The organism is Chlorobium sp. KB01, assembly GCF_001975465.1.
GTDB lineage: Bacteria > Bacteroidota > Chlorobiia > Chlorobiales > Chlorobiaceae > Chlorobium.
Genome location: NZ_MPJE01000075.1, coordinates 1 through 12,629 on the forward strand (window position 1 = coordinate 1; position 12,629 = coordinate 12,629).

The window sequence follows — 12,629 nt, forward strand, 5'->3', positions numbered from 1 at the left end:
ATCTACATGATTGCAGGGAAGCTTGACTTTAGCTTACCCACTTGAAATAGCGAAGAGCCGCATCTTTTGCCGCATCACAAGGGTACAGTGCACAATTTTCGCACGACCTGCAGCTCTCTCTGAAAGAGGCGTTTATCAATGCTGTCAAACATGGGAACAGGGAGCGTGATGAACTTTCCGTATCATGTTCACTCTGCTTCGAAGTGAATATGCTTCTTGCAACCATAACGGATTGCGGAGAGGGATTCAATCCTGAAGAACTTCCGGATCCTCTCGATCCTCATAATCACTTTCAACTCTCGGGTCGGGGGGTATATATTATCAAAAGCATTGCAGAAAGCATCAATGTCGAAAGAAGCCGGGATGGATCAACCCTGATGTTGCGTTATATTCCCTATTGATTCTGTTATTGGCCCTTCTTATCAAGCCTTTATTCTATAACAAATAAACTACCTGTCATGGACCTGTCACGAAGCGCTGCATGGAGTGCCCTTGTCTCGCACAAGCATGAAACCGAAACATTGCACATGAGGGAGTTGTTCCGGAACGACTCTCAGCGGTTTGAACGATTTTCTCTCAGATGCGGGGAACTGCTTCTTGACTATTCAAAGAACAGGATAACTCCGCGCACCATGGAGCTGCTGGTGGAACTTGCTCGCAATGCAGGCATGGAAGCAAAACGGAGCGCGATGTTTGAGGGCAAGGCTATTAACTCAACCGAAAATCGTGCGGTGCTCCATACCGCTCTTCGCAGACCTTCAGGATATGCGCTCAACGTTGAGGGTCTCAATCTATCGGAGGAGATTGCCGATGTCCTTTTGCAGATGAAAGGGTTCTGTGAGCGTATTATATCGGGAAGCTGGAAGGGCTATACCGGTAAAGTAGTGACCGATGTGGTCAATATCGGTATCGGAGGCTCCGATCTCGGTCCGTACATGGTCACAGAGGCACTTCGCCCCTTTGCTCATGGTGGGCTTCAGGTCCATTTCGTTTCCAATATTGATGGTACCCATATCACCGAGACCCTGAAAAGACTCGATCCGGAAACGACCCTCTTTATTATTGCCTCCAAAACCTTTACAACACAGGAGACGCTCACCAATGCCATGAGTGCCCGTGAGTGGTTTTTACGGCATGCGGGGAGTGAATCACATATTGCAAGGCATTTTGCCGCTGTATCGACCAACAGTGCAAAGGTTGTCGAGTTTGGAATTGATGAGGCCAACATGTTCAGATTTTGGGACTGGGTAGGGGGGCGCTACTCCCTTTGGTCTTCCATCGGGCTTTCCATCGCGCTCTATCTCGGTTTTAACCGCTTTGATGAGCTCCTTCAGGGAGCAGGGGAGATGGATGAGCATTTTCAGAATGAACCACTTGAGCATAATATCCCTGTTCTGCTTGCCCTGCTCGGCATCTGGTACAATAACTTTTTCAGTGTCTCCTCACACGCCGTCATTCCCTATGACCAGTACCTGCACCGCTTTCCGGCCTATCTTCAGCAGCTTGATATGGAGAGTAACGGCAAGAGAGTCAACCGGGATGGTAACACCGTGGATTATGCGACCGGTCCGGTAATCTGGGGCGAGCCCGGAACCAACTCCCAGCACGCATTTTTCCAGCTTCTGCATCAGGGAACCGGATTTATTCCTGCGGATTTTATTGTGCCGCTTACAAGTCAGAATCCTGCAGGGGAGCATCATGATATTCTGCTCTCAAACTGCTTTGCACAGACCGAAGCGCTTATGAAAGGAAAAACCGCCGAGGAGGTCCGTCTTGAGCTTGAAGCTGCGGGAATGGAGCCTTCCGCTCTTGAAGCGCTGCTTCCGCACAAGGTTTTTCCGGGTAACAGGCCGACCAACACCATTCTTCTCGATGAACTCACGCCATTCAATCTTGGCAAGCTCATCGCCATGTATGAGCACAAGGTGTTTGTTCAGGGTGTGATCTGGGATATCAACTCCTTTGATCAATGGGGTGTTGAACTCGGAAAACAGCTTGCCAAAGCGATCTATCCGGAAATTCAGGGAACGCAAACGGTTACCGCTCATGACTGTTCAACCAATGCGCTGATCAATGCCTATCGGGAGGCGAGGAGGAAATAATAACCTGCATTTTTTTTCAGCCTGTACACAGAAAAGCCGCCCTCAAAAAGGCGGCTTTTCTGTGTCGATTTTACGATGTGAGAGAAGAACTAATCCTTGTTGTACATGGAGTCGTCACCACTCTCGCCGGTACGGATACGATAGGACTCCTCGATATTCCAGACGAATATCTTGCCGTCACCGATTTCGCCGGTATAGGCTGATTTCAACAGACAGTCAACAGTTTTCCGAAGATTGATATCGCGAACAACAATAGAGAGTGTCAGTCGTGATATGTAGTCGGTATCGGCGGAGCCGCGGAAGACATCCTTCTTTTTTCTCTCATTTCCTACTCCGTATGTTTCGGTATAGGAGAAAAAGTCAATATCAATGGCATGCAGTGCCGCTTTTACCTCTTCAAATTTGGAGCGCCGTATAACGGCTTCAATTTTTTTCATATTCGATAAATTTTTAGTAATTAATGCGCCATGTCATGAGAGCCTGCAATAATCACGATATTCGTGTGTAAGAATCAAACTTCACTTTTTCACAGCATCTCAACGAATGAAACAGGAGGATACTCTTTTCCTTTTTTCATACTGTTGTAACTCACTCAGTTGGAGTAGGCTTCTGCACCATGCTCGAACACATCCAGTCCACCAATTCCGGTTTCAGCTTCAGGCTCGACACGAAGTTTGAATGGATAGGGTAATGTATTGATGACGAACATCAGAATCATGGCAACAGCAAAGGTTGTCAGAGTAATGATGGCGCTTCCGGTGAGCTGCGCAAGGAATACATTCCATCCGCCACCGTAGAATAGTCCCGCTACAGGAGCTGTGTTGTCAGGACCGACAGGTGTTGCAAAACCGTACTCTCCACTGGCAAACAATCCGATGGAAAGCGTGCCGAAGATGCCGTTCAATCCATGAACCGGAACTGCTCCGACCGGATCATCAATACGGAGATACTCCAAAAGGTAGATACCGCCAAACACAATCGCACCTGCAATAAGGCCGATGATGATGGATCCAAACGGAGAGACCCAGTAGCATGGAGCGGTGATGGCAACCAGTCCTCCAAGCAGACCATTCACCGTAAAGCCAACGTCAAACTTCCCTTTGAATGAGCCGAAATAGAAGGCTAAAAATATGGCGCTGATTGCTCCGGAACATGCCGCGAGTGTCGTATTTGCTGCCACGCGGCCAATACCAACTGTATCCATTGCCGAAAGCGTGCTTCCGGGGTTGAATCCATACCATCCGAACCACAAGAGGAAAGCACCTGTAACGGCAACCGGCAGGCTGTGTGCTGCTGGCAGTCCACCTCTCGCTTTGTCGTCACGAAGGAATACACGACCGATACGCGGCCCTAAAACGATAGCTCCGGCAAGGGATACTACACCGCCGATGGTATGCACAATGGTTGAACCGGCAAAGTCACGAAAAGGGTTCCCGAGTTCAGGCAGGAAATGTCCCGGTGTACCCATGGTTGCGAGGAATCCGTCCGGACCCCATGCCCAGTGACCGATAATCGGATAGATGAACGCAGTCACGCCAATACTGTAGAGGATGTCACCACGGAAGCTGGTGCGTCCGATCATGGCGCCTGACGTGATGGTTGATGCGGTATCGGCAAATGCAAACTGGAAGACCCAGTGAGCAAGCAATGCTACACCGGTTGATCCATAGGTTGCCGGGGCACCCTGCAGAAAAAACCACTCCTGGCCGATAAAGCCATTGCCGGTACTGAACATGAATGCATAGCCGATAGCCCAGAATGAGATACCGCATATTGCCGTATCAAGCACACACTCAAGAAGCACGTTCACTGTTTCCCGTTTTCTTGCGAATCCGGCTTCAAGCATGACGAATCCTGCCTGCATGCCGAAAACCAGAGCAGCAGCCACTAATGTCCAGACCGTGTTAATTGCGTTGATAATATTTGTCTCGGCTGGCGAATAGGCATCTGCTGCCATTGCCGGAACGCCGATAACTCCAGTCAACATGTTCATAGACAACAGGAGAACAAAAAGCCCGATCATCTTGCCGGCAAAAATGGTTGCCCCGAGTTTCCAGTTTTTCTGTTTTACCAGATTCTCCCTGATCCTGGCTAAATATAGACCTCTTTCGAGGCTTATCGTTCCTGATTTCATAGCATTGATATTTGAATTGTTTGCAAAATACGCAATACTGTTGTTGTCACTCTCTGATTCACAGCTCTTTTCTCAACAAAAGGCAACTCTCCATAACTCTCATTTCCTGACTTTGGCGAGAAAACAGGAAAAGCCGCCCTGCAGAAAGGCGGCTTTTCTTTGTAGGGTAAAGTTCCTTGCGTATTACTTGGAGAGCGGCGTCTCAGAGTTTTTGTCAAGTCTGATACCGCAGTAGCCTTCAACACCCATTTCAGGGATATCAAGACCGTCAAGTTCATCTTCAGGCTTGACCCTGTTGCCGATTACGATATCAATCAGCTTGAAGACCACCCATCCTAATGCGCCGATGTAAATAATGTTGGCCGAGATTCCGATGAGCTCGGCATAGAGCTGGCCGGGGTTGCCGTAAAAGAGTCCGGTTACCGGACCGGCTACACCGTTCAAACCTGCGCCATAGGTGCCATCAGCAAAGAGACCGAGAGCAATACATCCCCATGCACCGTTGACACCGTGTACAGCGATTGCTCCAACCGGGTCATCTATCTTGAGCACTTTCTCGATGAAAAACGCAGCCTCAATAACCAGTACACCTGCAATCAGTCCTATCAATGCCGCAGCCTGAACAGTAACAAAGGCGCAGGGTGCGGTAATCGCCACAAGACCGGCCAGAAGTCCGTTGATCATCATGGTCGGATCCGGTTTTTTGGTCTTGAACCACCACATGTAGAGCATTGCGCCAATAGCACCGGTTGCCGAAGCTATCATGGTGTTCACAGCAACGATACTCATACGGAGGTCGGTTCCTGCAAGTGTTGAGCCGGGGTTGAAGCCGAACCAGCCAAAAGCAAGAATAAAGGTGCCGATGACTGCCATAGGAATGTTGTGACCAGGAATGGCGTTCGGGGAACCGTCCTTGTTATACTTGCCAATACGTGGTCCGATGATAATCGCGCCGACCAGGGCAAGGACACCGCCGGTAAGGTGAACAACCGATGAACCGGCAAAATCAACATGTCCATTACCGAGTCCGAACTGGTTGCCCATCTGGGAGAGCCATCCGCCGCCCCATACCCAGTTGCCGTAAACCGGATAGAGTATGGTGCCTACAAAAAATCCGTAGACCACGAATGCAGAAAACTTCCAGCGCTCTGCCATTGAACCGGTAGGTATGGTTGCCGTGGTATCCATGAAAACCATCTGAAACAGAAAGAGGGCAAAAACACTGACATCATAGACTCCGCTGAGGAAGAACCCCTTTGTGCCAAAGAGTCCGAAAGTGTGTCCGAAGAGGCTTATGGCAAACTCCTGGTTAAGGCCGTCATAGCCTCCAAGCGTTGCAAGCGGTCCAACTCCGCCGAACATGATTCCGAATCCGCATATAAAAAATGCGAGCATCCCTATAGGGTAGATCATCATGTTCATCGACATGGTGTGTGCCGCATTTTTTGCCCTTGTCAAGCCTGATTCAACCATGGCAAAACCGGCCTGCATGAACATGACCAGAAAACCGGTTATCAGGACCCACATCATGTTGATGGAGACCTTGTTTTTCCCGATCTGGTCAGTTATTTCAGTTGCTGTAGGTGAACCGGCAGTTGCTGCAGAAACATCAACGGTAAGGCCGGTTGTTGCTCCACTTGGATCCAGGGACTTCAGTGCAAATGCATCGCCTCCCACCACGATGCAGAGGGTCAGGAATACACCTGACAGAATAATAAGTAGTTTCTTTGACATTGGCCTGTTTGTTGAAATTGTAAAACGTTTAATACCTGGATGACCTCTCTTTTATTCAGTCCTTGTTGAAAAGCGATTCATCACCGCTCTCTCCAGTCCTGATTCTATAGGACTGAACGATTTCGGAAACGAATATCTTTCCGTCGCCAACCTCACCGGTATAGGCGGTCTTAAGCAGACAGTCGATAGTTTTCTGCAGATTGACATCGCGAACAACAAGGGAGAGATATCTCCGGGATATGAATGATGTATCCCTGACGGTTCCCCGGTATATTTCAGTCTTGTGCTTTGTGTCATTGCCCTGGCCCGTGACATCCCACCAGGTGAAGAAATCAATGTCGATGTCATGCAAAGCTTTTTTGACCTCTTCATACCGGCTTGATCGTATGATAGCTTCGATTTTTTTCATGATGTAGTTGGTTACTTTTCTTTTTCTTGAATCAATCCCTCTGTTTTGCCCCGCTGAAGCTGACATTGATGATCGCGGGAGATCAAGCAGGAGATTACAGCATTATTTTTATCTGTCTTTTGCGCCTTATCAGCTCATTACCTCCTTTTTTTAGGGAAAGCGGATGTTATTGTTAATAATTTAGGATCAGCTCAATAATAACTGAAATTTATTAATAATAAAATACAATTATGTAAATAATGTTAAGATTTTTCACGTTTCTTATGAAGAATCGGCGCTCATAGAGTTGATTGTCCTTATATTATGAGGTGCAATCTGCTTTTTTAAAGATAAATGCCGGTCGCAAAAACGGAAGGGCGGGGCGTTCCGATGCAGAAACAATGCCGTAAAACAATGTTTGGCGAAGCGTTGCATTTTATTTATGCATCGATTTTTAGCACATTGAAGTAATGAAACTATCATCTTATATACATGGACGTATCAGCAGAAAGCTGTTAGCTTTTTTCTATGGCATCATCCGACGAACCCGTTACTTTAACGGAACTTTCCGGCAGTTTTTCAAACTCACCCTCGATTATCTCCTTGTTCAGCTCAATCTTAATCAGGACATCCCGTTTTTATTTGTTGCTGTCATCGTCGGCCTTCTGACCGGTTATGTTGCGGTGGTTTTTCATGATGCTATTGTAACGATAAGTACCTGGAGCTTTACCGGTCTTCGATCGTTCGGTAAACATACCTTCATCGACGACTACTGGAAGGTTCTGCTGCCCTTCATCCCTGCCTTTGGGGGACTGATTGTAGGGCTCTACAACGCATTTATAGTAAAAGCAAGGCCCGGGCATGGACTTGCATCGGTCATCAAGGCTGTGGCACAAAATGATGGTATTATTGACCGCAACCTCTGTTTTCATAAAAGTTTGACATCAGTTGTGAGTATCGGTTCAGGCGGAGGTGGCGGTCGTGAAGCTCCAATCGTCCAGGTTGGCGCTGCAATCGGTTCAACCGTAGCCCAGTTGCTGCGATTTTCGCCTAACAAGACCCGTACACTCCTTGGTTGCGGAGCAGCAGCAGGGCTGGCTGCTGTATTCAATGCACCCATTGGCGGTGTAATGTTTGCTGTTGAAGTGCTGCTGGGAGATTTCAGCGTCAAAACCTTCAGCCCTATTGTTATTGCGGCTGTCATTGGTACCGTCCTTTCGAGAAGTTTTCTTGGTAACTCTCCGACTTTTCAGGTTCCCGAATACGCTCTGGTGTCGAATACCGAGCTGCTGTTTTATTGCCTGCTCGGTATACTTGCCGGCCTGTCAGCAGTGATGTTCATTAAAATTTACTACGCTATCGAGGAGTGGTTTCAGAGAATCGAAAAGAGATGGAAGATACCTGTATGGGCAATGCCTGCAATCGGCGGCCTAATGAGTGGGGTTATCTGTATCTGGTTTCCGGGTCTCTATGGATTTACCTATGAAGCAATAAATAATGCAGTTCATGGGAGTGAAAGCTGGAGCAACATGATCGGTATTTATCTCTTCAAACCTGTTGTTGCCGGTCTCAGTATCGGTTCCGGAGGATCAGGCGGGATGTTTGCTCCAGCCATGAAAATGGGAGCTATGCTCGGGGGAATGTTCGGCAATATTGTCCATATGTATTTCCCTGCAATAACAGCCACATCAGGCGCTTATGCTCTGGTCGGTATGGGTGCATTAACGGCTGGTATTATGAGGGCGCCGTTGACCGTTATACTGATTCTTTTTGAAGTGACCGGTCAATATGAGATTGTGCTGCCAATCATGTTTGCTGCCGTAACCTCATCGCTGATTGCCCGGCTTGCCTATCGTCATAGTATGGAGAGCTATGTACTTGAAAAGGAGGGAGTCAGGGTAGGGTTTGGCATTGCTCTTTCAGTTGCAGAACATATCAGTATTGCTGAAGTTATGAAAACAGACTACGTGACATTCAGCGATTCAGAGAGCGCAGCAAATATGATTGATGTTTTTTTTAATACACCGGAATCAAGCTTCCTGGTTACAGATAATCAAGGGCTGTTTTCCGGAATCATAAGCCTTGATGAGATGAGAGCACTGCTCAGAGAGGATTTATTGGTGGGACTCATTGCTGAAGATATTGTCAAGAAGGATGTGCCTGTCCTTTATGAAACCTCAAAACTTGATGAAGCACTGAAACTTTTTGAAATCTCTGATTATGATATGCTGCCGGTTCTTGATACAAACAACGGCAAACTGCTTGGAGTGGTCCGCCAGGAAGAGGCCTTCGCCTTTTATCGGAAGCAGCTCAATCTTTACGGGTCTGACCAGTATGAAAGTCAGAGATCATGATTTCCCACTTATTTAATTCATCTGACTTTTTTAAAAGATACTTTTTATGAAGCAATCAACAGGGTATTTACACTTGATCGTATTAGGGCTTACCGTTATTTTCTGTACATCAACAGGTCTGCCCCTTCAAGCTGCTGAAAGTATAGAGGGCGTAAAAAGCGCAACACTTTTAGCCGTTCAGCCGACAAACCAACTGCCGCCGCTCTGGCTTGTCGCCCCGTTTATTACGCTTTTGCTTATGATAGCGACAGGTCCGCTCCTCTTCCATCGCTTCTGGGAGCGGAACTATCCGGTTGTTTCGACAGGCCTGGGTGTTCTTGTGGCGGGTTACTATGGTTTTCTCATGGAGAACGGGCTCTCGGTTCTGGAGCATACCCTTGAAGAGTACATCTCGTTTATAGCCCTGATCTCATCCCTCTTTGTAGTATCCGGGGGGATTTTGATCAGGATTGAACGGAGAGGAACTCCTCTCTTCAATGCATTGCTGCTTTTTACAGGAGCGGTGATTGCAAATCTCGTCGGAACAACCGGAGCATCCATGCTGCTCATACGTCCCTATATGCGCATCAATGATGGCCGATTGAAGGCGTTTCATATTGTGTTTTTCATTTTTATTGTCAGCAATATCGGCGGCGCGCTTACTCCGATAGGTGACCCTCCACTCTTTCTCGGATTTTTAAAGGGTGTGCCGTTTTTCTGGGTTCTATCCAAAGTATTGTTACCGTGGGTCATTACGGTCTCAGCACTACTCATCATTTTTATCATTCTTGATGCAAAGGCAGGAGTTGGTGATCTGAGAGGTATCGAATCAATCGAAGGAGGAGGAGGAGTACGTATTACAGGAAGGCGAAATTTATTATTACTCGCCGGTATTATCTGTGCTGTCTTTCTTGACCCTGCTGTGATCGCGGGGTTTCCCAGTCTTCAGGAGCTTTTTCATCTGCCGTTCGGCATCCGGGAAGTGATCATGTTTATGATTGCTCTTCTGGCCTATAAATTCTCGAATCAGGAGGCATTCAAGGGCAATGAGTTCAACTTTGAGCCCATAAAGGAGGTTGCGTTTCTTTTTATAGGTATTTTTGCCACCATGATTCCTGCGCTGGCTCTTATTGCTGATTTTGCAAAAACTCATGCCAGTGAACTCTCGGTATCACGATTTTTCTGGCTAACCGGAGCGCTTTCGGGCGTTCTTGATAATGCTCCGACCTACCTGAATTTCTTTGCCGGTGCTTTAGGGAAGTTCGGCTTTGATATCGGACTCTCTTCTGATGTTAAACTCTTCGCCAACGGCGTAGCCTCTTCGGTTTCGGGAGATCTTACGTCGGATATCTATCTCATGGCGATCTCTGTTGCTTCGGTCTTTTTTGGTGCCCTGACCTACATCGGCAATGCTCCTAACTTCATGGTTAAAAATATTGCCGAGCAGGCCGATGTCGAGGTTCCCGATTTTCTTGAGTACATCTATAAATACTCTCTGCCGATCCTTTTGCCGATCTTTATGTTGTTATGGGTTCTGTTTTTCAATTATTGACGGTGACTTTGTCACTATTTAACAATCAGATATCATGAAAAGCTTTCTGAATGCAATCAGCAATGGAGAAGAGGGGTTTTTTACCAAAAACTCTCTCTATCTACCGTTTCACTGTGAAATTATCAGTATCTGGGTAGGAAAGGAGATGTCACTGCTCGCATCTCCTGATTTGATCGTTGACCTTACTGATACAGACATTGTAGGTGTCAGAGAGGGGGAGTCGTTTACCAATCTCGTTTTCAGGAAATGGAGCGACTTCTCCAAAGAGCTTGGTCATAACAAAGGGCACATCATTCTCAGGGCATCAGAAAAGGGTGCGGATATTTTCCGGACCGAAAACCTTCACTACATCCGAATCGTTTTTCATGATCACAAAAAAGAGATCTCATTTGAAATTATTGATAACCCCCGTGATCTTTAAGGATTCTATAGAACAGAAAAGTGATACCCTGATCAGAGAGAATCAGGAACGCCGACTGTTGTTTTTCACCTCCTGGGCAGGAGGGAGATAAAAAAGTCCTGTGCGTTGGCGGACTCATTTGAAGGGAGAGAGAGGCGATAAGGAAAGGGCTCACACAATCCGGAATTCATTATTCAAAATTCACAATCTCTTCAAGGCGCCATGCCGAACAGAAGGGAGGCATCTCTGTACAATGTGGTTCGTGTCGAGTAACTGTTACCGGTGAATACCCTCCCCTCATTTGATTCGGATGATTGCTTTTGGCGTTTTTGTGTGGTTTGTTGGTCGCGGTAGGGATGCCAGTTACCTGACACCCCCCGCACAGATCCGTACGTGCGGAACTACCGCATACGGCTCCTGCCTTGAGTAATAGCGAATCGTACCTCCGGGAAATCATGGCATAATCGGAGGCGCGGGAGATAAGTATTTACGATGGGCGTAAATCGTTGCCAGGTCATGGCTGTTCCTTTCTGACTTCGGCGCCTCAGGCTCCAGTACCACGCTTTGGCCACAAGGTCTCTGAAGCTTTTCAGGGCCTTGATGTTTCCCGGTACGCCAAAGTATTGCCCGTATCCCAGCACAACACTTTTCAGCCAGATTCCTGTCTGTTTTATGGGTGCATGCATTCTTTTTCTCAGGGCATCCTTGACTTCCCGTATCGTTTGGCGCAGTCGTTTGCTTATGGTCTTCCGTCTCAGAAAGTAACCACCTTTCCGGTTCTTGCTGCACAGGTGTGTAAACCCCAGAAAATCAAATCCTTCCGGTTTTCCCTCTCCCCGTTTCTTCCGTCCTTCTGCGGCATATCGACCGAACTCTTTCAGACAGGTTTTCTCAGGGTGCAGTGTCAATCCGTGACCGGACAACTGTTCTTTTAGGGCTGCAAGATATCGTTCCGCCTCGTTCTTGTACTGGAAGCCCAATACCATATCGTCGGCGTATCTCACAATGATGACCTCCCCGTTTGGACGGGTTCGTCGTTCATTTTCCACCCATTCGTCCAGTGCGTAGTGAAGATAGATGTTGGCCAGCAGCGGCGAAATCACCGACCCCTGTGGTGTGCCTACTGTTTGCCGATAGATGCGTCCGTCTTCACTGTATCCCGTCTTCAGCCATTTGCTGATCAGGCGCAGTATCCGTTTGTCTCCAACTCGTTTTCTGATGAATTCGAGCAGGCGTTCATGCGGTATACTGTCAAAGAATCCTTGCAGGTCTGCATCCAGTATCCAGTTGATTTTGCGCGTCAAAATAGCTGTTGCCAGCGCATCCAGCGCTCCGTGCTGGCTTCGACCGGGCCGGTATCCGTAGGAGAATCCATAGAATTCTGTTTCATATATCACCGTCAGCACATTGACTATGGCTTGTTGGACAAGCTTGTCTTCTATGGCCGTTATGCCCAGTGGGCGTTTATGACCATCGGCTTTCGGGATATACGTCCTCAGTACCGGTTTTGCTCGATAGCTGCCTTTGTGGATTTCTGTGTGCAGGGTCTGCAGGCGTTCTTCAAACTGCTCTTCGTAGGCCTGCCATGTCACACCGTCGATTCCCGGCGCTGCCTTGCGGTTCAGCTCATAAAAGCTTTGGCGGAGCAGTTCAGGTGTGATGTGGTGCAGCAGTGCAGTAAAGCAGCACGTCTTGTCAGTTTTGGCTCGTGTTCGCACGCCTTCGAGTCCGAACGACACCATGTTCCGGCTCTGTATCCGGTTGGTGGCTTCTTCTCCGGCGTTCCTCTTGGCCGGTGTCCTTACCTCCACAGCCTCCGTCAAAACAGGGGTTTCTCTGTTCGGCTGCTTCTCGGGTACTATTACACCGTCCGACTCCCGGTTCGCTTCTGCATCAATTCTTCGGGTTCTCTCCTTCATTGATACTACCCTCCTGCCTTTTGCCTTGGGCGAGGGAGCTTGCCGGGTCTCCCGATTCCCGTGTAGA

The 12,629-nt window shown here is 47.9% G+C and carries 9 protein-coding genes and 1 pseudogene; 5 read left to right on the forward strand and 5 right to left on the reverse strand.

What is annotated here, in order from left to right; genetic code table 11:
• Nucleotides 1-68 precede the first annotated feature (68 nt).
• Together BOO20_RS08185 and pgi are read left to right on the forward strand one after the other, a co-directional pair.
• Nucleotides 69-401, forward strand: a pseudogene (locus tag BOO20_RS08185) (ATP-binding protein); the annotation flags it as partial.
• Between the two features lie 57 nt (nt 402-458).
• The gene (pgi, locus tag BOO20_RS08190; protein WP_076791962.1) at nt 459-2,102 is read left to right on the forward strand and encodes a glucose-6-phosphate isomerase; all 1,644 of its coding nucleotides are present in this window, start codon (nt 459-461) and stop codon (nt 2,100-2,102) included.
• A gap of 89 nt (nt 2,103-2,191) precedes the next feature.
• Here the strand turns inward: pgi and BOO20_RS08195 are convergent, their stop codons facing one another.
• The 4 genes from BOO20_RS08195 to BOO20_RS08210 form a co-directional block, all read right to left on the reverse strand.
• Nucleotides 2,192-2,539: a P-II family nitrogen regulator gene (locus BOO20_RS08195; protein WP_076791963.1), complete on the reverse strand. Its 348-nt coding sequence runs from the start codon at nt 2,537-2,539 to the stop codon at nt 2,192-2,194.
• A 155-nt stretch (nt 2,540-2,694) separates the two neighbouring features.
• Nucleotides 2,695-4,236, reverse strand: a complete 1,542-nt coding sequence (locus BOO20_RS08200; protein ID WP_083694606.1) for an ammonium transporter — start codon at nt 4,234-4,236, stop codon at nt 2,695-2,697.
• A gap of 183 nt (nt 4,237-4,419) precedes the next feature.
• The gene (locus tag BOO20_RS08205) at nt 4,420-5,970 is read right to left on the reverse strand and encodes an ammonium transporter (RefSeq protein ID WP_076791965.1); all 1,551 of its coding nucleotides are present in this window, start codon (nt 5,968-5,970) and stop codon (nt 4,420-4,422) included.
• Between the two features lie 55 nt (nt 5,971-6,025).
• Nucleotides 6,026-6,379: a P-II family nitrogen regulator gene (locus tag BOO20_RS08210; RefSeq protein WP_076791973.1), complete on the reverse strand. Its 354-nt coding sequence runs from the start codon at nt 6,377-6,379 to the stop codon at nt 6,026-6,028.
• 449 nt (nt 6,380-6,828) lie between these two features.
• Between BOO20_RS08210 and BOO20_RS08215 the strand changes: the two genes are divergently transcribed.
• Genes BOO20_RS08215 through BOO20_RS08225 form a run of 3 tightly spaced genes read left to right on the forward strand, consistent with a single transcriptional unit; the run spans nt 6,829 to nt 10,664 of the window.
• Nucleotides 6,829-8,712, forward strand: coding sequence for a chloride channel protein (locus tag BOO20_RS08215; protein WP_076791966.1), 1,884 nt, complete (start codon nt 6,829-6,831; stop codon nt 8,710-8,712).
• A 46-nt stretch (nt 8,713-8,758) separates the two neighbouring features.
• Entirely contained in the window at nt 8,759-10,243 is a 1,485-nt protein-coding gene (locus BOO20_RS08220; RefSeq protein WP_076791968.1) for a sodium:proton antiporter, read from the forward strand.
• A 34-nt stretch (nt 10,244-10,277) separates the two neighbouring features.
• On the forward strand, nt 10,278-10,664 hold the full coding sequence (locus tag BOO20_RS08225) for a hypothetical protein (protein ID WP_076791970.1): 387 nt from the start codon (nt 10,278-10,280) through the stop codon (nt 10,662-10,664).
• A gap of 380 nt (nt 10,665-11,044) precedes the next feature.
• Here BOO20_RS08225 and ltrA read toward each other — a convergent pair.
• A partial coding sequence (gene ltrA / locus BOO20_RS08230; RefSeq protein WP_368665433.1) for a group II intron reverse transcriptase/maturase occupies nt 11,045-12,629 on the reverse strand: 1,585 nt, incomplete at its 5' end.

Excerpts from the sequence above, each read along its gene's own strand:
- pgi (WP_076791962.1), top strand. The coding sequence starts at position 459 with ATGGACCTGTCACGAAGCGCTGCATGGAGTGCCCTTGTCTCGCACAAG.
- BOO20_RS08195 (WP_076791963.1), bottom strand. The coding sequence starts at position 2,539 with ATGAAAAAAATTGAAGCCGTTATACGGCGCTCCAAATTTGAAGAGGTA.
- BOO20_RS08200 (WP_083694606.1), bottom strand. The coding sequence starts at position 4,236 with ATGAAATCAGGAACGATAAGCCTCGAAAGAGGTCTATATTTAGCCAGG.
- BOO20_RS08205 (WP_076791965.1), bottom strand. The coding sequence starts at position 5,970 with ATGTCAAAGAAACTACTTATTATTCTGTCAGGTGTATTCCTGACCCTC.
- BOO20_RS08210 (WP_076791973.1), bottom strand. The coding sequence starts at position 6,379 with ATGAAAAAAATCGAAGCTATCATACGATCAAGCCGGTATGAAGAGGTC.
- BOO20_RS08215 (WP_076791966.1), top strand. The coding sequence starts at position 6,829 with ATGAAACTATCATCTTATATACATGGACGTATCAGCAGAAAGCTGTTA.
- BOO20_RS08220 (WP_076791968.1), top strand. The coding sequence starts at position 8,759 with ATGAAGCAATCAACAGGGTATTTACACTTGATCGTATTAGGGCTTACC.
- BOO20_RS08225 (WP_076791970.1), top strand. The coding sequence starts at position 10,278 with ATGAAAAGCTTTCTGAATGCAATCAGCAATGGAGAAGAGGGGTTTTTT.